This window comes from Leucobacter sp. 7(1) (assembly GCF_900163635.1).
Lineage (GTDB): Bacteria > Actinomycetota > Actinomycetes > Actinomycetales > Microbacteriaceae > Leucobacter.
Window position 1 is genome coordinate 69,807 of record NZ_FUID01000004.1, and the last position, 22,575, is coordinate 92,381.

Annotated in this window: 17 protein-coding genes; 6 read left to right on the forward strand and 11 right to left on the reverse strand. The window is 64.5% G+C overall.

The window, feature by feature from the left end; genetic code table 11:
• Nucleotides 1–4 precede the first annotated feature (4 nt).
• The 5 genes from dxs to dut all read right to left on the reverse strand — a co-directional run bounded on the left by dxs (nucleotide 5) and on the right by dut (nucleotide 6,927).
• Nucleotides 5–1,939: a 1-deoxy-D-xylulose-5-phosphate synthase gene (dxs, locus tag FM113_RS01230; protein WP_087010658.1), complete on the reverse strand. Its 1,935-nt coding sequence runs from the start codon at nucleotides 1,937–1,939 to the stop codon at nucleotides 5–7.
• 196 nt (nucleotides 1,940–2,135) lie between these two features.
• The gene (acnA, locus tag FM113_RS01235) at nucleotides 2,136–4,823 is read right to left on the reverse strand and encodes an aconitate hydratase AcnA (RefSeq protein WP_087010660.1); all 2,688 of its coding nucleotides are present in this window, start codon (nucleotides 4,821–4,823) and stop codon (nucleotides 2,136–2,138) included.
• Between the two features lie 62 nt (nucleotides 4,824–4,885).
• Nucleotides 4,886–5,695, reverse strand: coding sequence for a DUF3159 domain-containing protein (locus FM113_RS01240; protein WP_087010662.1), 810 nt, complete (start codon nucleotides 5,693–5,695; stop codon nucleotides 4,886–4,888).
• The gene (locus FM113_RS01245; protein WP_087010664.1) at nucleotides 5,692–6,411 is read right to left on the reverse strand and encodes a DUF3710 domain-containing protein; all 720 of its coding nucleotides are present in this window, start codon (nucleotides 6,409–6,411) and stop codon (nucleotides 5,692–5,694) included. Before FM113_RS01245 ends, FM113_RS01240 begins: the two co-directional genes overlap by 4 nt.
• Nucleotides 6,412–6,489: 78 nt before the next feature.
• Nucleotides 6,490–6,927: a dUTP diphosphatase gene (gene dut, locus FM113_RS01250; RefSeq protein WP_087010666.1), complete on the reverse strand. Its 438-nt coding sequence runs from the start codon at nucleotides 6,925–6,927 to the stop codon at nucleotides 6,490–6,492.
• 100 nt (nucleotides 6,928–7,027) lie between these two features.
• Between dut and FM113_RS01255 the strand changes: the two genes are divergently transcribed.
• Nucleotides 7,028–7,516 (forward strand): DUF3093 domain-containing protein, encoded by a 489-nt coding sequence (locus FM113_RS01255; protein ID WP_087010668.1) that lies wholly within the window; start codon nucleotides 7,028–7,030, stop codon nucleotides 7,514–7,516.
• A 378-nt stretch (nucleotides 7,517–7,894) separates the two neighbouring features.
• Here the strand turns inward: FM113_RS01255 and FM113_RS01260 are convergent, their stop codons facing one another.
• A complete protein-coding gene (locus FM113_RS01260) occupies nucleotides 7,895–8,182 on the reverse strand; it encodes a DUF4193 domain-containing protein (protein WP_087010670.1) in 288 nt (95 codons plus the stop codon).
• A 210-nt stretch (nucleotides 8,183–8,392) separates the two neighbouring features.
• Here FM113_RS01260 and sepH point away from each other — a divergent pair, with 210 nt between their 5' ends.
• Nucleotides 8,393–9,742, forward strand: coding sequence for a septation protein SepH (gene sepH / locus FM113_RS01265; RefSeq protein WP_087010672.1), 1,350 nt, complete (start codon nucleotides 8,393–8,395; stop codon nucleotides 9,740–9,742).
• On the opposite strand, the gene FM113_RS01270 is transcribed toward sepH, so the two are convergent.
• The gene (locus FM113_RS01270; protein ID WP_087010775.1) at nucleotides 9,739–10,983 is read right to left on the reverse strand and encodes an alkaline phosphatase family protein; all 1,245 of its coding nucleotides are present in this window, start codon (nucleotides 10,981–10,983) and stop codon (nucleotides 9,739–9,741) included. The two genes, sepH and FM113_RS01270, sit on opposite strands and share 4 nt — an antisense overlap.
• Nucleotides 10,984–10,993: 10 nt before the next feature.
• On the opposite strand from FM113_RS01270, the gene FM113_RS01275 reads away from it, so the two are divergent.
• The gene (locus FM113_RS01275) at nucleotides 10,994–13,444 is read left to right on the forward strand and encodes a DNA topoisomerase (ATP-hydrolyzing) subunit A (RefSeq protein ID WP_087010674.1); all 2,451 of its coding nucleotides are present in this window, start codon (nucleotides 10,994–10,996) and stop codon (nucleotides 13,442–13,444) included.
• Nucleotides 13,445–13,509: 65 nt separating this feature from the next.
• Here FM113_RS01275 and FM113_RS01280 read toward each other — a convergent pair whose 3' ends face one another.
• Together FM113_RS01280 and FM113_RS01285 are read right to left on the reverse strand one after the other, a co-directional pair.
• Nucleotides 13,510–14,439, reverse strand: coding sequence for an EamA family transporter (locus tag FM113_RS01280; RefSeq protein WP_087010676.1), 930 nt, complete (start codon nucleotides 14,437–14,439; stop codon nucleotides 13,510–13,512).
• Between the two features lie 170 nt (nucleotides 14,440–14,609).
• On the reverse strand, nucleotides 14,610–16,730 hold the full coding sequence (locus FM113_RS01285) for a type IIA DNA topoisomerase subunit B (protein ID WP_087010678.1): 2,121 nt from the start codon (nucleotides 16,728–16,730) through the stop codon (nucleotides 14,610–14,612).
• Between the two features lie 208 nt (nucleotides 16,731–16,938).
• Between FM113_RS01285 and FM113_RS01290 the strand changes: the two genes are divergently transcribed.
• A complete protein-coding gene (locus tag FM113_RS01290; protein WP_087010679.1) occupies nucleotides 16,939–17,160 on the forward strand; it encodes a hypothetical protein in 222 nt (73 codons plus the stop codon).
• 112 nt (nucleotides 17,161–17,272) lie between these two features.
• Nucleotides 17,273–18,382 (forward strand): hypothetical protein, encoded by a 1,110-nt coding sequence (locus FM113_RS01295; RefSeq protein WP_140393259.1) that lies wholly within the window; start codon nucleotides 17,273–17,275, stop codon nucleotides 18,380–18,382.
• 90 nt (nucleotides 18,383–18,472) lie between these two features.
• Here the strand turns inward: FM113_RS01295 and FM113_RS01300 are convergent, their stop codons facing one another.
• A complete protein-coding gene (locus FM113_RS01300; protein ID WP_087010682.1) occupies nucleotides 18,473–19,798 on the reverse strand; it encodes an RNA polymerase sigma factor in 1,326 nt (441 codons plus the stop codon).
• Nucleotides 19,799–20,005: 207 nt separating this feature from the next.
• The gene (locus tag FM113_RS01305) at nucleotides 20,006–20,944 is read right to left on the reverse strand and encodes a proteasome assembly chaperone family protein (protein ID WP_176387030.1); all 939 of its coding nucleotides are present in this window, start codon (nucleotides 20,942–20,944) and stop codon (nucleotides 20,006–20,008) included.
• 225 nt (nucleotides 20,945–21,169) lie between these two features.
• On the opposite strand from FM113_RS01305, the gene lpdA reads away from it, so the two are divergent.
• Entirely contained in the window at nucleotides 21,170–22,543 is a 1,374-nt protein-coding gene (gene lpdA, locus FM113_RS01310) for a dihydrolipoyl dehydrogenase (protein ID WP_087010684.1), read from the forward strand.
• Nucleotides 22,544–22,575 lie beyond the last annotated feature (32 nt).

Consider the following 22,575-nt stretch of genomic DNA (forward strand, 5'->3'; position numbering starts at 1 on the left):
AACGCTACTCGCTCGCCAGCGGGCGCGGTTCGGGCCGCGCGATCGGGATCTTTACACCGCGGACCTGCGCGGAAGCATCCGCGGCGATCTGGGATGCGGTCAATCCCGCGTCAGCGAGGAGCTCTTCGCGGCTCGCGTGTTCGGGGAACTCATCCGGGGTCCCAAGTTCACTGACCGCGGTATCCACTGCCGCGTCGCGAAGTGCCTGGCGGATCCTGGTGCCGACTCCGCCGACGCGGATCCCATCCTCAATGCTGATGACCAAGCGGTGGGAGCGTGCAAGCTCGACGACAGAGTCTGCGACCGGGACGACCCAGCGCGGGTCGATCACACTTGAGGAGATCCCCTGGGCTTCGAGCAGCGCGGACGCTTCCAGCGCGATGGCGGCCATGGGCCCGACGGTCACGAACAGCACGTCGCGCTCCTCGACCTCCGGCGGCACCTCACGCAGCACATCGACGCCGTCTGGGGTGCGTCGGATCGCGGGCATGGGCTCTCCCACGGACCCCTTCGGGTAGCGCACCACGGTCGGGCCATCGTCAATTTCGGTCGCCTCACCGAGCAGCTCGCGCAGCGTTGCTTCGTCGCGCGGGGCGGCGATCCGGATCCCGGGAACCACCTGCAGAGTCGCGAGATCCCACACGCCGTTGTGACTTGCACCGTCAGGGCCGGTGAGGCCCGCCCGATCCAGCGCGAACGTCACACCGGCGCGGTGCAGCGCGACATCCATGAGCAGTTGGTCGAAGGCGCGGTTCATGAACGTGGCGTAGACCGCGACGACGGGGTGCAGTCCACCGTAGGCGAGGCCTGCCGCACTCGTCACCGCGTGCTGTTCCGCGATCCCCACGTCATACACCCGCTTCGGATGCTTCTCTGCCATCGCGTCAAGGCCCGTGGGTGCCAGCATTGCCGCGGTGAGCGCCACAATGCGCTCGTTTTCATCGGCAAGCTCGACCATGCGCTCACGGAACACGCCGGTCCAGCTCCGGCCACGTGAGACCGCGACGGGTTCACCGTTGCCCGGGTTGATCTGGCCGACCGAGTGGAACTGATCCGCCTCATCGTTTTCTGCCGGCGCGTACCCACGCCCCTTCTCGGTGATGACGTGGACAAGGGTCGGCCGACCGTAGCCTTTGGCCTGTCGCAACACCTCTTCGACGGCGGCAAGGTCGTGTCCATCGACCGGGCCCAGGTACTTAATGTCGAGGTTCGAGTAGAGGTGTTCGTTGTTGCTCGCACGGCTCAGGAAGCCGTGCAGTGCGCCGCGCGCACCACGGTACAACGTCTGCCCAGGGCGCCCGAATCGCGAGAACAGCTTCTCGCTCCCCTCTTGCAGGTCACGATAGGAATCGCGGGAACGCACCGAGTTCAGGAACCGTGCCATGCCTCCGATAGTCGGCGCATAGGAGCGGCCGTTATCGTTCACGATGATCACGAGGTTGCGGTCGTTGTCGTCCGTGATGTTGTTCAGTGCTTCCCAGGTCATCCCACCTGTGAGGGCGCCATCTCCGACAAGCGCGACAACGTGCCGATCGGCCTGTCCCGTGCGATTGAATGCACGGGAGATCCCGTCGGCCCAACTGAGCGAGCTCGAGGCGTGCGAACTTTCGACGATGTCATGCTCCGACTCGCTGCGCTGCGGGTAGCCCGCCAAACCTCCGCGGCGGCGCAGCATCTCGAAATCGCGCCGTCCGGTCAAAATCTTGTGCACGTAGCTCTGATGCCCGGTGTCGAAGACAATAGGATCACGCGGCGACTCAAAGACGCGATGCATCGCGATCGTGAGTTCTACGACACCCAGGTTCGGCCCGAGATGCCCGCCAGTCTTCGCGACCTCAGCGATCAGGAACTCGCGGATCTCCGCGGCCAGCGACCGGCACTGCTCGGGTGTGAGGTCGTCGAGATCTCGCGGCCCGTCGATTCCGTCCAGGATCGCCACCCGAACACCTCCCCTTCGGCCCCGCACGGTCAGCGCCGGGGCATCCCCACAGTCTACCCGCAGGGGCATCCCCTGATCGCCCATCGCGGACAGCCGGACGCCGTGCGGAGCTTCCGCAGGGCTGAAGAGCTGTCTGGAGAAACAGCTGAGGCCCGGGTGCGTCTGCACCCGGGCCTCAGCCGATCACGCGTGTGACTTACACAAGCGAACGGAGCACGTACTGCAGGATGCCACCGTTGCGGTAGTAGTCGGCCTCGCCCGGGGTGTCGATGCGCACAATCGCGTCAAAGGCGACGGTGGAGCCGTCGGCCTTGGTTGCGGTCACGGCGACAGTCTTGGGGGTGACGCCCTCGTTGAGCTTCGTGACACCCGAGATCTCGAAAGTCTCAGTGCCGTCGAGACCGAGCGAGTCGGCGCTCTCGCCCACGGGGAACTGCAGCGGCAGGACACCCATACCGATCAGGTTCGAGCGGTGAATGCGCTCGAAGCTCTCCGTGATGACGGCCTTGACGCCCAGCAGGCGCGTGCCCTTGGCAGCCCAGTCGCGCGACGAGCCGGAGCCGTACTCTTTACCGCCGAGCACAACCAGCGGGATTTCTGCCGCCTGGTAGTTCTGCGAGGCATCGTAAATGTACGACTTGGGGCCGCCCTCGAGGGTGAAGTCGCGGGTGAAGCCACCCTCGACGCCGGCGCCGTCGTTCTCGCTTGCCAGGAGCTGATTGCGCAGACGGATGTTCGCAAAGGTGCCGCGAATCATGACCTCGTGGTTGCCACGACGCGAGCCGTAGGTGTTGAAGTCGCGAACCGCGATACCGTTCTCGATCAGGTACTGACCGGCCGGGGTCTCTGCCCGGAAGCTACCTGCAGGGCTGATGTGGTCAGTGGTGACCGAATCGCCAAGCTTTGCGAGCACGCGGGCACCCGAAATGTCAGTCACCGGCACGGTCTCGAGGGTCATGCCGTCGAAGTAGGGTGCCTTGCGGACGTACGTCGACTTCTCGTCCCACGCAAAGGTGTTGCCATCCGGAGTGGGCAGCGAGGTCCAGTGCTCATCGCCGTCGAACACCGTGGCGTACTTCGAGGTGAACATGTCGGAATCGATCGATGCGTCAGCGATCTGCTGCACCTCGGTCGGGTCCGGCCAGATGTCGCGCAGGAAGACGTCGTTTCCGTCCTGATCCTGGCCGAGTGCCTGCGTATCGAAATCGAAGTCCATCGTGCCGGCAAGCGAGTACGCGATCACGAGCGGGGGGCTCGCGAGGTAGTTCATCTTGATGTCCGGGTTGATGCGACCCTCGAAGTTACGGTTGCCCGAGAGGACCGCCGTGACGGCGAGATCGTTCTCGTTGACCGCGTGCGAGATCTCCTCGTTCAGCGGGCCCGAGTTACCGATGCAGGTGACGCAGCCATAGCCGACCGTGTAGAACCCAAGGGCCTCGAGGTCCTGGTTCAGACCGGACTTCTCGTAGTAGTCGGTGACAACCTTGGAGCCGGGAGCCAGCGTCGTCTTCACCCAAGGCTGAGCCTTCAGTCCCTTGGCGACGGCGTTGCGTGCGAGCACGCCAGCCGCAAGCATCACCGAGGGGTTCGAGGTGTTCGTGCAGGAGGTGATCGAGGCGAGAGTGACCGCGCCGTGATCCAGCTCAAACTCGTTGCCAGCCTGATCCTTCACCTTGGCGGGGTTGGCCGCTGCGGCGTAGTTCTTCAGGTCAGTCTCGAACTGCGTCTTCGCGGACGTCAGCTCGATACGATCCTGCGGGCGCTTCGGGCCAGCGATCGAGGAGACCACGGTCCCGAGATCAAGCTCAAGGTACTCGCTGAACTCGGGCTCGACTGCCGGGTTATGCCACATGCCCTGTGCCTGCGTGTAGGCCTTGATCAGTGCGATCTGCTCTTCGCTGCGGCCCGTGAGACGCAGGTAGTCAAGCGTCACGTCGTCAACCGGGAACATTGCCGCGGTCGAACCAAACTCGGGGCTCATGTTGCCGATGGTGGCGCGGTTCGCGAGCGGCACGGAGCCGACGCCCTCGCCGTAGAACTCGACAAACTTGCCGACCACACCGTGCTGACGCAGCATCTGCGTGATGGTGAGCACCACGTCGGTTGCGGTGACACCCGCGGGGATCTTGCCCGAGAGCTTGAAGCCCACGACGCGCGGGATCAGCATGGAGATCGGCTGGCCGAGCATTGCTGCCTCAGCCTCGATGCCGCCGACGCCCCAGCCGAGGACGCCGAGGCCGTTTTCCATCGTGGTGTGCGAGTCGGTGCCGACGCAGGTGTCGGGGTACGCCTGGAGCTGTCCCTCGACGGTGCGGGTGAAAGTAATGCGCGCGAGGTACTCGATGTTGACCTGGTGCACGATGCCGGTCCCCGGGGGGACCACCTTGAACTCGTCGAAGGCACCCTGGCCCCAACGAAGGAACTGGTACCGCTCACCGTTGCGCTGGTACTCAATCTCCACGTTGCGTGCAGCGGCGTCAGAAGAGCCATACACGTCAGAGATCACCGAGTGGTCGATCACCATCTCCGCGGGTGCCAGCGGGTTGATCTGATCCGGCGAACCACCCAGATCCACGACTGCCTCGCGCATGGTTGCCAGGTCGACCACACACGGCACGCCGGTGAAGTCCTGCATGATCACTCGTGCGGGGGTGAACTGAATCTCGGTGTCCGGCTCTGCGGAGGAGTCCCAGCCACCCAGCGCTTCGATGTGCGCCTTCGTGACGTTGGCACCGTCTTCGGTGCGCAGCAGGTTCTCCAGCAGCACCTTGAGGCTGTAAGGCAGACGCTCATGACCTGGAACTCGGTCGATCCGGTAGATCTCGTAGTCCTGCTCGCCGACGGCGAGGGTGCTCTTCGCGTCGAAGCTGTTGACGGCTCCCATGAGGCTCCTCCAATTTATCTCGATGTCAAGATAACTCTACACCGAAATTCTGGACACTGCCGTCACTCCGGAGGGGCTGTCTGCCCAATGCTCCCCACACTATCGGGCCGAGAATCATCAGATGATTTCGTCACCCGGCGTACCCCGAACCAGGTCACCACAATGACTGCAACAAAGAGCGGCGTTCCCATCACGATCCGGGCTGTGCCAAGCGCCGCGACCTGCTCCGAGAGATACATCGGCAACTGCACGGCGAGTCGCGCGACGAACATGGCAAGCCAGAGCAGCGTGAGCAGTGTCCCTGTGCGCTTCAGTCGCAGATCCCGTCGCCACCCCTTCATGTCTCCCCGGAGGAACCCGATGACAAGTCCGATTGCTGGCCAGCCAATGAGGAGGGAGACAAGCAAGCCGAGCGACCAGGCTGCATTCACTACGAATCCCCAGAGGAAGTAGTCCACGCCGCGGCCGGTCACGAGGGTAATCAGGACCGCGATTCCCACCCCGAGCATGCCCGAGAGCGCTGACACTGGCGTTTCCCGGCGTACCAGTCGGATCACGAACAGGATCACCGCGAGCACCCCCGGGATGATTGCGGCGAGCCGTGCATCCTGAGTCGGGACAAATATTCCCAAGAAGATCAGGCTCGGGAGGAGCGTCTCGGCAACGCCGCGCCAGCCACCAATCGCTGCGAGTACGCTCTGCGCGTTCAGCTCCTCACCCGAGACACCCGCCTGTACGGCGCGCGCCATGCCCCCCAGGCGTCCCAGCGCCTCGGCACCGGTCGATTCGGCCGGTCCGTGCGAGCTGGGGTCAGCGTTCGAACCGCCACTCCCCTGTTCCGGCGCCGACTCCTGCGGGGCAGCGGCACTCACGCGGGCTGCGCCCCGTCCTGAGCCGCGGCTGACGCCTGGCCCGGCTGACGCTGGGCCTGGACGCCCTCCGGCACCCGCAGCGGCAGAAGCTCACTCGGGGGCATCGGCTGATCGCCGCGCACGACCACGAGTTCACGGAACAGATCCAGCACACGCTCACGCACCGCGGAGTCCGTCGCCGCTTTGCCCATGATCACGCCGCGCAGCATCCACCGCGGGCCGTCGACAGCGATGAAACGCACCTGGCGCGTGCCGCCCTGCTCCGCCCCCGCGGGCGTCTCAACGAACAGTTCAACCCCGAGCGGGCCCTCTTCTTCAACAACTGTGCCGCCCTGCGACGTCATCTGCTGCGCAAGATCGGCACGGACACCGTGCCACAGCCCCGTTGTCTTCGGTGCCGCGAAAGCCTGCACCTGCAGCAACGACTCCTGATATTCAAGGGAAACTGCGACCACGCGATTCGCGCGCTCATCGACCTCGAGGCGAAGCTGCAATCCCTCACGCGGAGCGACCTTGATGCCGCCCAGGTCGACGTATGGCCGCATCGCCGGGACCTCGGAGACATCGAACGGGCCACGCTCGTCCCGGTCGGCGGGAGCTGACTTTGCGTCGTCGACCTCATCGGGCCCACCATCGTGCAGCTCGACCGCGTCAGCGGCTCCTGTCGCGGGCGCCTCCTGTTCGGGTGCGTCCTGTTCGTTCTTGTCGTCGCTCATGCTCTTTTTCACTCCTTGTTTGCGCCCCGTGGGGCTCCATCTCACCGAGCGCGCCGCCACATGGCAGCGTGCCGAAACCTAGCCCCGCACCCCGGTCGAACCGAAGCCGCCGGTCCCCCGCGCACTGTCAGGAAGCTCATCGACCTGTGTGAACACGGCGCGCGAAACCGGCATGATGATGACCTGGGCGATGCGATCGCCCGGCTCAACCTCGAAGGTCGAGTGCTGATCTGTGTTGAGCAGCGTCACCTTGATCTCACCGCGGTAACCTGCGTCAACAGTTCCCGGGGAGTTCACTACCGTGATGCCGTGTTTCGCGGCGAGACCGCTCCGCGGTACCACGAAGGCGGCGTACCCCTCGGGGAGGGCGATAGACACGCCGGTCCCGATAAGCGCGCGGGCACCCGGGGCGATCGTCGCCGCCTCAGCCGCCATCAAATCGGCGCCAGCGTCGCCCGGATGGGCATAGCGCGGCGGGGTGTCGGCAAGGATCGGGATCTCTACTACGTCGGTCACTCCGCCAGGTTATCGGATCAACCCAGGCACGGGCCCGCAGATTCGGTCACCACGGCGACACTCAGGGCTTCTCGGGGTGACACAGAGGATAATGGGACACATGACGAGCGACGTTCCCGCCTCACCGGCGGCCCCCGCATCCCAGGCCCAACAGAGCTACCGGGAACGGCTGATTCCAGGACCGGGCATGTTCCTGGCCCTCATGCTCCTTCTCCCCGCGGTGGCACTCGTGTGCACTCCGATCAACGCCTCAATCGCGATCCCCGCGGGAATCATCGTCTACCTCATCGCGGCCGTGACGCTGCTCCTGCTCGCCCCCACCATCCGTGTCGTGGGCGACCGCCTCATCGCCGGCCACGCCGAAATCCCCGTCTCACAGCTCGGCGACATCGAACTTCTCGGGGCCGAAGGCCTGCGCGCCGCAATCGGTCCAGGCCTCGACGCCCGCAGCTACCTGCTCGTACGCGGCTGGATCCACCGCGGTGTTCGCATCACCAACATCGATCCGGCGGATCCGGCACCCTATTGGATTCTCACCACGCGCCACCCGCAGAAGCTTGCGACGGTAATCCGCGCCGCACAGGGCTAACTCTCCGCCCCCTCGAGGAAGGCACAGCACCGCGGATCACCCAAGACCGCAGAGCACACAGGGCCCGTGTTCGGGAGGCTGGAAACCAGACCTCCCGAACACGGGCCCTGTGCTGTCGCACACGCGAGACTCCCCTGCGTTGCTCGCGCGGTGGCGCGACCGCAGAATGCGGTCAGACGCTTCGCGTCTTCCCTAGGAGCATTCCTCGCGCGGTGGCGCGACCGCAGAATGCGGTCAGACGCTTCGCGTCTTCCCTAGGAGCATTGCTCGCGCGGTGGCGCGACCGCAGAATGCGGTCAGACGCTTCGCGTCTTCCCTAGGAGCATTCCTCGCGCGGTGGCGCGACCGCAGAATGCGGTCAGACGCTTCGCGTCTTCCCTAGGAGCATTCTGCGCAGATCGGACCGAGATCCGTCTGGTGGTCCATCTGGGACCGGTGCCGCACCAAGAAGCAGTTCACACACGTAAACTCATCATCCTGCTGCGGGAGGACAACAACGTCCAGTTCAACATCGGACAGGTCCGATCCGCCCAGGTCGAAACTGGGGTTGTCCGCGTCCTCTGAATCAAGGCCAGATGCGCCCTTTGCGGGGCCGCGCTCTTTCAGAGCCTCAATGGAGTCGGCTTCCTCTTCGGACTTCCTGGGGGCGTCGTAATCAGTGGCCATTCTCTCCTGCAATCTCGTGCCGTGTGTCGGCACCTCAACCATCGAGCGGCCACAGTCTGCCGCAAGAGTGCCCGTTCGCGCAAACTCTAGACCGGGGAGTTCTCTGTACGCGAACTGTCAGCACGCGAAGTTTCTCCCGCGCCGCGTCAATCCAACGCCGCATGGGAGAGATGTGCCACCCTAGTTCGCGAGCGAGGAAGGGATGCGCCCATGGATGAATTGCGCTTTGTGCGACGCGAGGATCAGACCCTCATCGTCGCAAACGATGCCGACCAGGAGTTCCGACTCGTCGTCGACGATGCGGTGCTCAGCGAACTCCGCTCGCTCAGTCGCCGCGAGCGGCCCGCCGGGAAGGTGCGGCCCCGCGAGATTCAGGCGCTGATCCGCGCAGGGAAGACCAGAGCGCAGGTGATGGCGGAGACCGGACTCGAAGAGGTCGACGTTGAGCGCTACGAGGAGCCCGTTCTGGCTGAGCGGCGATACATCCTCGAGCGCGCGCAGGCTGTCCCCGTGCGCACCGAAGCGCACACCGACACCGAGGAACGCTTCGGCGCGGTCATCCAGGAACGCCTCATCACCCTGGGGGCGGACGCGAGCGAGTGGGCCTCCTGGCGCGACGAAGAGGCCGGCTGGATGGTCAGCTTGGAATTCATCTCCCGGGACGTTGCCCACAGGGCCGTCTGGTCCTTCGAGCATCGCAAGGGCACGCTCTCCCCGATCACCTCCGACGCGGTCACGCTGTCGAAGCAGGGCGACGTGGGAGACCGTTTGATCCCCAAGCTTCGCGCCGTCGACACCGGCGATGGGTCGACCCGCTTCGACTCCGGCGCGTTCGAAACGGAGGAAGCGGCGAGTACGGCCGCCGCCGCGTCCGGTTCACCCGAGCAGCAGGCAGATACCGCCGAAGAACCCACTTCTCAGGCCACCGCAGAGCCGACCCCCGAGAGCGCGGATGCGGTCTATGAGCGCCGCCGCGAGATCGATCAGCGTGCGATCAAGACCAACGAGACGCAGCCTGTTGATCTGAGTCAAACCGCAGACCTGCTCGACGCACTCCGCCGGCGCCGTGGCGAACGCGATCAGGAACACCGTGCCGCCGCACTCGCTGACCTGACGCCCTCGGACGAGCAGTCCGCAGCCTCACCCATGAGCGACAATGCTTCCACGGCAGCGACTGCCCCGAGCGAGGCTCCGAGCGATTCTCCCGCCGAGCCGACGCCGGGCGCGCGCGCTCGCAGCATTTGGGGTGCGAGCGGGGTGAGCGGTTCCGCCCCGCCCCTCGGATCGCGGGGGCGAGACACGGCTCCGGTGACCCGTGTCCCCCAAGCCCCTTCGGAACAGCTCGGATCGAGCGACACCAAGCCCGTACCAGGCCCCGGCGCCCCTGCGGCTCCAAAGTTTCGGGCGGTTCCTCCGGCGGATGAGCCATCACCAGCAACCCCGGCGACACCGGCGAACACCGAAGAGCCCGCGGGGAAGCCCACAAAGAAGGGCCGTGCGTCGATCCCCAGCTGGGACGACATCCTCTTCGGCACCCGCAGCGACGACGACCCGAGTTAGGAGGCCGCCGCGACCGCGGCGACCACGGAGGCGAAACCGCTCCCCGCGAGTGTGCCGCCGAGTGCCAGCGGCACTCCGCGTTCCTCGTCGCTGAACGAACCGTGCTGGCCGATCATTACGTGCGCGCCCGCATCGTCTGTGCTCAGCGTGTAGGCCACACGTTTCCGTGCGGCGATCATCACATCGCCGAGACGCTCGGCTACGCCTTCGGACATCGGCCCGAACAGTCCAGCCGCGATCGCGTCGTCCCGCGTAAAGACCCAGGCGCGCTCCTGTTCCGCTGCGGCCCAGCGGTCCCGAACCGTTGCAGGGTCGATCGCCGGGTCGAGGTAGAGTGAGCGAAATCGCGGTTCCCCACCCACAAGCGCCACGCCTTCGAGTAGCTCAGGCGCGGAGTCGAGCAGCACGTGCTGAGTGGGAGCAACGTCCACGATGCCGTGATCCGCGGTAATCGCGACACCCACGTTCCCTGGCAAGGTCCGCAGGAATCCATCGAGCGCGGAGTCAAACTGTTCGAGCCGCCGCACCCATTCTTGGCTTTCCCAGCCGTACTCGTGGGCTGCACGGTCGAGTTCGTCGACGTAGAGATACATCACCGTGGGGTCGCCGGTGCGGAGTGCCTGCGAGGCGAGCGCGAAGCGGTCGTCGATCCGCTGCCCGGCCAGATACTCAGCACCGCTCAGAATCGCCTCCGTCAGGCCTCCGTGAGCGTGCGCAGGCCGACCAATCGTGATCGTGCGTGCGCCCAGTTTCCGGGCGAGCGGGAACAACGGCTCCGCGAGCTGCCAGGATCGACGATCCGGGATGTGATCCCACTCGCTCAGCGTCGTCACGAGACCGAGTCGCGGGTGACGAATGCGATACCCGACGAGCCCGTGTTCGCCAGGAAGCCGGCCCGTGGTGATCGTGGTGAGCGCGGCCCCGGTTGTGGACGGTGCCACGGTCTCGATCCGGCGCTGCGGGAGAGACGAGAGGGTGGGGGCGTGCCCCTTGCGTGCGCGGAGGTTCGCGTGCCCCAGCCCGTCAACGACAATCAACACGAATGACTGCAGCGCCGGGAGTGCATCGTTTGGGAACGTCGCAAAGCGCGCCGGATCCGCGGTGTGCGCGTGAGGGCCACCCGCGAACGCGGCGGCGAGAGTTTCTGAGGGGTCGTGGCCGAGCCCTTGGGCGACGGCGGCGATGCCGCTTGGCAGAATCGCGGCAAGCCTCGCGCCGTTGTCGGCAGCTGTCGGTAGCATGATCTCCATTATGACCGAATCGCCCCGTGCACCCCACGAGATCGCCGGTGAACGCATCGAGGACATCGACATCTCCCAAGAGATGGAGGGTTCGTTCCTCGAGTACGCCTACTCCGTGATCTACTCGCGCGCCCTGCCCGATGCCCGTGACGGGCTGAAGCCGGTGCAGCGCCGCATCCTCTACATGATGGACGACATGGGTCTGCGACCCGATAAGGGCCACGTGAAGTCGGCGCGTGTCGTCGGCGAAGTGATGGGAAAGCTACACCCGCACGGCGACTCGTCAATCTACGATGCTCTGGTGCGCATGGCGCAGAGCTTCAACATGCGCCTGCCACTCGTCGACGGCCACGGCAACTTTGGTTCGCTGGACGACGGCCCCGCCGCCTCCCGGTACACGGAGGCCCGGCTCGCGGGGTCAGCCCTCGCGATGACCGATTCGCTGCACGAGGACGTCGTCGACTTCGTGCCGAACTACGACAACCAGCTGATGCAGCCCGAAGTCCTCCCTTCGGCAATACCGAACCTGCTGGTCAACGGCGCGAGTGGAATCGCGGTGGGGATGGCAACAAACCTCGCCCCGCACAACCTCATTGAGGTTGTCGACGGTGCGAAACATCTGCTGCACAACCCGAAGGCCACTGTCGAGGAGCTCATGGAGTTCATCCCGGGCCCGGATCTGCCCGGCGGCGGAACAATCGTGGGGCTTGACGGAGTGAAGGACGCGTACCGGACAGGGCGCGGCGCATTCCGCACCCGCGCCAAGGTTGCCGTTGAACAGTTGGGGCCCCGCCGCACGGGGCTCATTGTCACGGAGCTCCCCTACCTCGTGGGCCCCGAGCGTGTGATCGAAAAGATCAAGCAGGGTGTCGAGGCGAAGAAGCTCTCGGGGATCTCCGACGTTGCGGACCTCACGGACCGCAAGAATGGCCTGCGCCTGGTCATCACGCTCAAGACTGGCTTCGCCCCCGAGGCGGTGCTCGAACAGCTGTACCGGTACACGCCGCTCGAAGACTCGTTCAGCATCAACTCCGTGGCACTGGTGCAGGGCCAACCGCAGACCCTCGGGCTGCGGGAGATGCTGCGCGTGTTCCTCGATCACCGGATTTCCGTGATCACGCGCCGTTCGCAGCATCGACTCGCGAAGCGCCGGGATCGCCTCCACCTCGTCGAGGGTCTACTGATCGCGATCCTCGACATCGATGAGGTCATCCAGCTGATCCGCACGAGCGACGACTCTGAGACCGCTCGCACTCGCCTCATGCAGGTGTTCGATCTGTCGGAAGCGCAAGCCGAATACATTCTTGAGCTCCGCCTACGGCGGCTCACGAAGTTCTCGCGGGTCGAGCTCGAATCAGAACGAGACGAGCTCAACGCGGAGATTGCACAACTGCTCGAGATTCTGGGGAGCGATGCACGGCTCCGGAAGGTAGTCTCTGACGAGCTGGATCAGGCCGCTGTGGCTTGGGGCACGCCCCGACGCACACTGCTCACCGGTGCCGTGATCCGGCCCACCCGAGCCGCGGCTGCGTCAGCGTCGCTCCAGGTCGCAGATTCGCCGTGCACGGTGCTACTCTCGGCGACCGGCCGCGCGCTCCGCGTGGACCGCGACCCCGAAGCGCCGGAGTCCCCGCGTGGAGTCTCTCGGGCGACCAAGCATGGCGCGGTCATGTCGAGTGCGGAGGGAACGGTGCGCGGAGAATTCGGCGCGGTGCTCTCCGACGGCACGCTCCACCGGTTCACCCCCGTCGACCTCCCGATCGTGCCGGCCGCCAGCATCGCGTTCTCGGCGGGCATGAAGCTGCTCGAGTACCTCGGGATCACAGATAAGAAGCTCCGCGTTGTCGGCATCGTGCCCCTCAACAAGGAGCTGCCCATTGGGCTCGCGACGGTGCAGGGAACCGTGAAGCGCGTCGTGCTGACCGAGCTTCCCGCGAAGCCCTCGTTCGAGGTGATTGGGCTGAAGGCGGGCGACACACTGCTTGCCGCGTTCCCCGCGCCGGACGACACCGAGTTCGCGATCGTGACGAGCGATGCGCAACTGCTGCGTTTCGACGCTGGATCGGTGCGGCCGCAGGGCCGCCCCGCCGCCGGCATGACCGGGATTCGGCTGGGCGCGGACGCGCGTGTTGTGTTCGCGGGGGCAGTTCCGGCAGAGGCTGAGGCGCGGGTCGTGACAATCGCCGACAGCTCGATCACGCTCCCCGGCACCGACGTGGCAACGGCCAAAATCACCGACTGGGCAGAGATCCCACCGAAGGGTCGCGCAACCGGTGGCGTCAGGATCCAGCGCTTCCTCAAATGGGAAGACCAGATCGCTTGTGCCTGGGTGGGCACCGGCGAACCACGCGCGCTGGCGGCAGACGGGACCGCGCGCAAGCTTCCGAGCGAACTCGGCAAGCGCGACGGCTCCGGGCAGCCCATCGACGGCGCGGCCGCGTACATCGGTGAGGCACCGTAGTCGATCATCGGGCTGGGGTGCGTGCGAGGCACGCACCCCAGTCAAAACACAGCGTCGCCCCAGCGCTACAAGCCGATCAGTAGCACGCCAGCCACGACCACAACCGCGGCGAGAATACGCAGTACCGGCCGGGAATCACGGAATCGCCACACCCCGTAGAGCCCCACAAGGATCACGCTGACTTCACGGACGGGGGCAACGAGAGACACGGGGGCGATCGTCACGGCGGTCAACACCAGGATGTAGGACAGCGGCGACAACACGCCAAACGCCAACAGCGCGCGCCAGTTCCCACGGAGTTCCGGAAGCAGCCTGCTCAGTCCACGGTCCGCTCGACCGTTGTCTCCGCGCCGGAACAATGCCAGGGTCAAGAAGGGAATCTCGCCCAGCGCACATCCCACCATGAACGCTACGGGGCTCACACCGAACTCAGTCACGACAAAGGTGTCCCACAACGTATAGGCCGCGATCGCGGTACCCGTGAGCAGGCCGTACCCGATTGAGGGGTCGATCCGGCGCCACCGCCCACGGCGATCCGGGGTTCCGCGCCCGGCACTCTCCCGCCGCGGCGTACTCCGCCCGATGAGCCCGAACCCCACCACGCCCGCAAGCAGCACACCAATCCCGACAAGCGCAACGGTACCGGGCCGCTCCCCGAGCACAAGCACCGCCACAAGCACGGCCAGGAGGGGGCCAGAACCGCGCGCGGTCGCGTAGACCGTCGAGAGCTCACCACGCAGGTACCCGCGCTGGAGCACGAGCATGTAGCCGACGTGCAGCACACTCGACACCGCGATGCCCAGCAGCATTGCCCCGGGGCTCGCGTCCCCGAGCCCACCAGTGAACGGGATCAGCCCGGCCCAGAGCGCCGCAGAGCCGAGCGAAGCCCACCACAGGAACGGGACGCCAGATCGGCTTGCGCCGTGAGCGATGATATTCCAGGCCGCGTGAGCGACGGCGGCGGTCAGGACGAGGAGGAGCGCGGTGAGCGACATGCGGGGAACCTTCTGCTCGCCGCAGGCACGACGAACGGGTTCCTCCAGGCTTTTGTCCGTTCAGATGACGCCACATCAGGAAATGCGGCGTGGTGTCGCTCGGACCAGTCAGGCACAAAGCCCCGGAACCCTAGACACTGTCAGGACGAGCCTAACAGCACACGGCCAAGCTAAGCGTCGATGCGCTCGCGATCTAGATCGTCCGCGTTCTCGATGATGAATTCCTTGCGTGGCGCAACTTCGTTGCCCATGAGCAACTCGAATACCTGGGAGGCGGCGTGAGCGTCCTCAACGCGCACGCGCCGCAGGGTCCGATGCTCGCGATCCATCGTCGTCTCCGCCAGCTGATCCGCGTCCATCTCACCGAGACCTTTGTAGCGCTGGATCGGTTCCTGATACTTCTTGCCGCGCTTGCGCAGATCAGCAAGCAGTGTGTTCAGCTCGCGCTCACTGTAGGTGTAGATGACGTCATTCGGCTTACGCCCCGAGTTTTGCACGATCACGCGATGCAGCGGCGGCACCGCAGCGTAGACGCGTCCCGCCTCAAGCATGGGACGCATGTACCGGAAGAACAGGGTGAGGAGGAGGGTGCGGATGTGCGCGCCATCGACGTCGGCGTCGCTCATCAGAATCACTTTGCCGTAGCGGGCGGAGTCCAGGTCGAAATCGCGGCCTGATCCCGCACCGATCACCTTAATGATCGCCCCGCACTCGACGTTGCTCAGCATTTCGGCGACGGAGGCCTTCTGCACGTTCAGGATTTTTCCTCGGATCGGGAGCAGCGCTTGGAACTCGCTGTCCCGGGCTGGTCTCGCCGTCCCGAGCGCGCTGTCACCCTCGACGATGAAGATTTCGGTCTCCGCCACGTTCTTTGATCGGCAGTCGATCAGTTTCGCGGGTAGCGAGGAGCTCTCGAGGGAGCTCTTGCGCCGTGCGGTGTCTCGCTGAGCCCGCAGAGCGATCCGGGCCTTCATCTCCGACACCATCTTTTCGAGCAGGGCACCGGTCTCGGCTTTGTCCTGCTTCTTGGTGGATTCGAAGCGTTCAGTGAGGCCTGTGGTCAACGCCTTGGAAACAATCTGACGCACGGCCGCGGTGCCGAGCACTTCCTTGGTCTGGCCCTCAAACTGCGGCTCAGGCACGCGCACCGTAACCACGGCGGTGAGGCCCGTCAGGATGTCGTCCTTTTCTGGCTTGTCGCTGCCTGCCTTCAACTTGCGGGCGTTTGTCTCAATCTGCTTCCGGAAGAATTTCGTGAGGCCCTGTTCGAAACCGGTGAGGTGGGTGCCGCCCTTCGGCGTCGCGATGATGTTGACGAAGCTCTGGACGGCGGTGTCGTAGCCGGTCCCCCACCGAAGGGCAATGTCGACTTCGCACTCGCGTTGCACTTCACGGGACACCAGATGGCCGGTCTCCTCGTCCATGACGGGCACCGTCTCCGTGAAGGTTCCCGAGTCGGTCACGCGCCAGGTCTCGGTGAGCGGGGCGTCGACCGCGAGGAACTCAACAAACTCCGTGAGGCCACCCTCGTACTCGAAGCGGTGGATCTGCGGTGCGCCGGTATCGTCGAGCGAGTCCGCCCGCGCATCCGTGATCTCAATGGCGAGCCCCGGAACGAGGAACGCGGTCTGGCGCGCGCGGGCGGTCAATGACTCCGGCTCGAAGCGCGCGGTTGCGAGGAAGATCTGGGGATCCGCCCAGTAGCGCACTCGAGTGCCGGTGACGCCTTTTTTGACCTTACCGACGACCCGCAGCTCGGACGAGTCCTCAAACGGTGTGAACGGGCTATCTGGGCCTTCCCCCGCGAAGAGGCCGGGTTCACCGTGACGGAACGACATCGCCCAGGTCTTGCCATCGCGGTCCACCTCGACATCAAGCCGGGAGGAGAGCGCGTTCACGACCGAGGCGCCCACGCCGTGCAGGCCGCCAGAGGACGCATATCCCCCACCACCAAACTTGCCGCCGGCGTGCAGCTTGGTGAATACAAGCTCCACGCCGGACAGACCGCTCTTCGGCTCAATATCGACAGGGACACCACGCCCGTTGTCGGCAACCGTCACGCTCCCATCGGCGTGCAGGGTAATGCCGATGTCGGTCCCGTGCCCCGCGAGGGCCTCATCGACCGAGTTGTCGATGATCTCCCACAGACAGTGCATCAGGCCACGCGAGTCGGTCGTGCCAATGTACATACCGGGACGCTTCCGCACCGCCTCGAGCCCCTCGAGAACGGTGAGATGACGCGCGGAATAGCTCGACTCCGCGGGCTTCCCGGTTGATTTCTGCGTCGCCACGTGCTGGGGTCCCCTCTGTTTACTGACCCCCCTACCCTATTCCAGGCCACCGACATTGCCCGCGTCCCGCACCGTGCAGGCGCAAAGCGTGGCGGGAGTATGCGAAATCGGTACGCGGTGAGCGAACCCGGCACCCCACAATGGGGCATTCCAGAGGAGAACGTGTTTGGATAGAGGCAACTGAACGAAAGATGGACGGGAGGTCGCCATGACAACTATCGAGCAGGATCAGACCACCACGGTCGCTACCGCGGAACGTCCGCTCAGCGCACTTGACCGCTGTGATAGCTGCGGCGCACAGGCGTATGTGCGCGCGACGCTGAGCGGAAGCGAATTGCTATTCTGCGCACACCACGCAAACAAGCACGAGGCCAAGCTTCGCCCCATGGCGGAGTCCTGGCACGACGAGAGCCACCGACTGAACGCGTAGCCTACGCGCACAGCCTATTTCCAAGAGAGTCCCTCTGCCGCGATGCGGTAGAGGGACTCTCTTCGTTGTGGCCCAAGAAGCACTTCGGGGACCGCAGGAGGCGCTGGCATGAATGCAGATAGAATTGAGAGGTTTGCATAGGTTAAGTAAAAGGATTTGCGTGACTACCACCAAGGAAACAAACCCTCCGGATCCAGAGTCAAACTCGACGGGCACCGAGCCCCCGCGGATCGAATCCGAACCGGGACATCCAAGCACGCTCGTGAGCGGAGATGCTCCCGAGGACAAGCTGCCGCTAGCGGGAGAAACCACCACTCCTGCCAAGAGCCAGAAGAACACTCCGGCTCGACAGAAGCTCTGGGGCATGCCACGTCGCATAGGAATTGCTGTGATAGCAGGACTTGGCGCAGTGCTACTCGCCGCAGGAGCCATCGTCACCTCGACGACAATTCAACGCGTGCAAGAGGAACGCGCTGAGATCGAAGCGCATCACGCTGAAGCGAGTTCCAGATTCTCGAACGCTTCCGAAGAGTTCAGCACTACGAAACTTCATGTAGAGCAACTCGTAGAGGAAACATCCCCTAAAGACCTTGGTGCAAGCGAAGCCGACGGAGAGCGCGTCATCGATTCACTCCAAGGTGCGTTCATTCTTGCGTCCGAGCGGGAGCGGCTTTTGAAAACCGAGCTTCTGGAAGTTGAAGGTTCCTCAAGCGCCGAGCTCCAACGAAACACTAGCGCCCTCACGTCAGCAGCGGAGAGCCTCGACATGGGTGCCGCGGACCTTCAGACCGCAATCGACACGATCGAGTCAGCACGCGAGGAACAAGCACGCGCTGTGGCCGAGGCCGAACGGCTCGCTGCGCTCGCCGCTAAGAAGGCGGCAGCCATTCCCACGACGTTCGAGGACCTCTTTCGGGCCGGCGACAGCGTGATGGGATCGTACTTTCAGTTTGAAGGGAAGATTATCCAAGACGCAGGATCTGGCACGTACCGAGTTTCTATGACCAAGGACCCTGGCTATTCACGGGTCTTCTGGAAGGATCCGATTCTTGTCAGTGTCACCGGCGAGCCGAACCAGCGTCTCCTCGAAGATGACATCATCACCTTTGTTGGGTCTTCGCTCGGCGTTCAGAGCTACGAGTCGATCTTCAAACAGTCGATCTCGCTTCCCTTGATTTCAGTTGCAGGCGCCGATATCACCGTGACCGGGCGTGACGGCTAGAGTTTCTAACTTAAACAGTAGGGCCCCCGGACAGCAACACTGTCCGGAGGCCCTACTGTTTAAGCGCGACTCAAGAGCGTGCGCGACGGCCTACTCGAGGTAGTCACGCAGCTGCTGGCTGCGAGACGGGTGGCGAAGCTTCGCCATCGTCTTCGACTCGATCTGACGGATCCGCTCACGGGTCACCCCGAAGGTGTCGCCGATCTGATCCAGCGTCTTCGGCATGCCATCGCCCAAACCAAAGCGCATCCGGATCACGCCGGCCTCACGCTCGGACAAGGAGTCGAGGAGCTGCTCGAGCTGCTGCTGCAGCATCGTGAAGCCCACGGCGTCCGCGGGTACCACAGCTTCGGTGTCCTCGATCAGGTCGCCGAACTCGCTGTCGCCGTCCTCGCCCAGGGGCGTGTGCAGTGAGATCGGTTCGCGGCCGTACTTCTGGACCTCAATGACCTTCTCAGGGGTCATGTCGAGCTCGCGGCTCAACTCCTCGGGGGTGGGCTCGCGGCCCAGATCCTGGAGCATCTGCCGCTGCACACGGGCCAGCTTATTAATGACCTCAACCATGTGAACGGGGATACGGATCGTACGCGCCTGATCGGCCATGGCACGCGTGATCGCCTGGCGGATCCACCAGGTGGCGTAGGTCGAGAACTTGAAGCCCTTGGTGTAGTCGAACTTCTCAACCGCGCGGATGAGGCCAAGGTTGCCCTCCTGGATCAAATCCAGGAACTGCATGCCACGTCCGGTGTAGCGCTTCGCGAGCGACACGACAAGGCGCAAGTTGGCACCCAGCAGGTGACTCTTGGCGCGCTGACCGTCGCGGGCAACCCACTTGAGCTCACGCTCAAGCTTCTTGGGCAGGCCCTTCTCAGTGCCCAGCTTCTCCTCGGCGAACAAGCCCGCCTCGATCCGCATGGCAAGCTCGACCTCTTCGGCCGCGTTCAGCAGGGCGACCTTACCGATCTGCTTCAGGTAGTCCTTCACCGGATCCGCGGTCGCGCCAGGGATCAGCGTTGTGACGGTCGGGACGTCTTCTTCCTCGCTCGCCTTCAGCACGATGGCACCGGTAGGCAGCGGCTCCGTGATCGTCGGTGCCGGCTTCTCGTCCTCAGGCACCTCCTCGACCTCAGGCTCGTCGTCCTCGTACTCCGCATCCGCTGCCTTCTTCGCGGCAGCGCGCTTCGTTATGGGCTTCTTCGCGGCAGCTTTCTTCGCCGCAGGAGCCTTCGCTGGTTCGTCGGCGGCCTTCTTCGGGGCAGCCTTCTTGGCCGGAGCCTTCTTCGCGGCTGGCTTCGTTGCCTTCGCGGGAGTGTCCGTTGTTACCTCGGCAGCCTCTGCCGTTGCGACAGCGGCATCGTCAGCCGCCTTCGCACCGGTGGAGCTTGCACGAGCCTTGGGGGTGGATGCAGTTGCCACGCAGCCGCCTCTCTCTTTCGAAATGTCGCGCTGTGTCGCCGACGAAACGCCGCCGAGTGCTCACAGCATGAAAACCCATGTCAAGCCCGAACGATTTCCCACACGGGGAAATCAACTCGAATTGAATGGGTTGGTCCCTTCTATTATTGCATGATCGGGCGGGGGAACCTGACCATCACCGGCATCCGCGCGCCGCGAGTGCCTGATCTATGCGCCGGGGAACTCGCCCGATTCCGGTTCTCCGTCAGACTGCTGCTCTGCGAGGAAGCGCTCCAGCTCGCTCGCGATCTGATCTGCCGTTGGGATAGAGCCGTCCTCACTCATGAGCGGCGACCGCGTGGTCTTATCCTCCATATAGGCGTCGTACCGGTGCTCAAGCGTGCGCACCATCTCGAGCGACTCAGTGTTTTCCGCGAGCTGGGAGTCGAGCTGCGCATCAAATCGGCGAGCCGCGTCGCGCACCTCGTCCGTCGCAAGGATCAGTCCCGTCGCCGACATAATGCCGTCGAGCGCCACCCGTAGCGCCTCGGGGTACTCGGTGTTCGCAAGGTAATGCGGGATGAGGAGCGCAAAGCCGGCCACTTCCTCGCCCAGACTGTGGAGTCGGTACTCCAAGACATGTGCGGCAGAGGCAGAGAGCTTTGTGGTCGGGCGCCACACCGACTTCGCCTCGATCAGATCATCACGAGATCCGCTCACCGTCACAGACAGCGGCCGCGTGTGTGGCACGGGCATCGGGATGGCGTGCGACCACACAGTGATTGACACCTCGAACTCATGCACCAAGAGCAGCACTGTGTCGATGAAGTGCTCCCAGCGGAAGTCGGGCTCGTAGCCGCTGAGCAACAGGAACGGCGAGCCGAACTCATCGCGGCCGAGGCTCAAACTGAGCTCCTCCGGCGAGTAGTCCGTGAAGTGATCCTCTTGGAACGTGATGATCGGGCGGCGAGCACGGTAGTCCAGGAGCATATCCGCGTTGAAGCGGAGGATCTCCTCCGGCGAGTACCGCCGCCACAGATACTCCTCCAACTGCGAAATCGCGTTTCCGGCATCGGTCAACCCCTGCATCGCGACGATCAGCGGGAGGCCCCGCGGCACGGTCGCACGACGCTCGGCGTATTCGGCGGAAAAAATCGATTCAGTCACGCTCCCTATTCTACGAAACCGGGCGCAAGAATAGGGGGATCGGGTCACGCCCGCAGCGAACCCCCTATTCCACACCCTGAGCCCCGGGAGTGCCGGATCACCGGGCGCGACGCCCCGTCGCTGGCCCCCTCACTTTCCGACATCGCGGGTGTAGGGTTGGGAAGGGTACGCCCGCTCATGCGCGGACGGCCATCACCATTGCGCACACACCGAGGGAGACCCCACTTGGCCGAACAGCAGTTTGACATCGTCGTCCTGGGCGGCGGCAGCGCCGGATACGCCACCGCGATCCGCGCTACGCAGCTTGGGCTCAGCGCCGCAGTGATCGAAAAGGACAAACTCGGCGGCACCTGCTTGCACCGCGGTTGCGTCCCAACGAAGGCGCTTCTGCACGCTGCCGAGATCGCAGATGTTGCACGCAGTGGCGAGTCGTACGGCATCCTGTCTTCCGTTGCCGGCGTTGACATCGCCAAGGTAAATAGTTACCGGGAGAACCTTGTCGCAGGCAAGCATAAGGGCCTGCAGGGCCTACTGAAGGCGAACAAGATCACCGTAATCGAGGGCGAAGGCCGCCTGGTTGCGGCGAACACGGTCCAGGTCGGCGAAGACCGGATCGTTGGTCAGCACGTCGTGCTTGCGTCGGGCTCATATTCCCGCTCACTTCCGGGCCTCGAGATCGGCGGCCGCGTCATCACGAGCGAGCATGCACTTGAGCTCCAGGAAGTCCCGGGGCGCGTTGCGGTCCTGGGTGGCGGCGTGATCGGCGTCGAGTTTGCAAGCGTCTGGCGCTCGTTCGGTTCCGAGGTCACGATTATTGAGGGCCTGCCCCACCTCGTCCCGAACGAAGAAGAATCAATCTCGAAGCAGCTCGAGCGCGCATTCCGCAAGCGCGGGATCGACTACAAGCTTGGCGTTCGTTTCCAGTCGGTCACGCAGGACGCGAACAGCGTCACCGTGAACCTCGAAGACGGCACCGTCGTGACCGCGGACTACCTGCTCGTCGCTGTGGGCCGCGGCCCGTCGACGCAGGGCCTCGGCTACGAGGAGGTCGGAATCGAAATGGATCGCGGCTTTGTGCTCACGAACGAGCGGCTCGCGACAAACGTTCCCGGCGTGTACGCCGTGGGAGACATCGTCCCCGGCCTGCAGCTTGCGCACCGCGGCTACCAGCAGGGTGTCTTCGTGGCCGAAGAGATTGCGGGTCTCGCACCCGTGATCGTTGAGGACGTCAACATTCCGAAGGTCACCTACTGCGACCCCGAGATCGCATCCGTCGGCCTCACCGAGGCGAAGGCCAAGGAAAAGTACGGCGACGCGAACGTGACGAGCTACGAGTACAACCTCGCAGGCAACGCGAAGAGCTCAATCCTCGGCACCGCGGGCACCGTGAAGGCTGTTCGGGTCGTCGACGGTCCCGTCGTGGGAGTGCACATGATTGGCGCACGAGTCGGCGAGCTCGTCGGCGAGGCGCAGCTGATCGTGAATTGGGAAGCCTACCCGGAGGACGTGGCACCCTTCATCCACGCACACCCGACGCAGAACGAGACCATCGGCGAGACCATGCTGAAGCTCGCCGGCAAGCCGCTCCACGCGATCTAGTCGCAGCGGCACACACAGACACGTAACGAAAC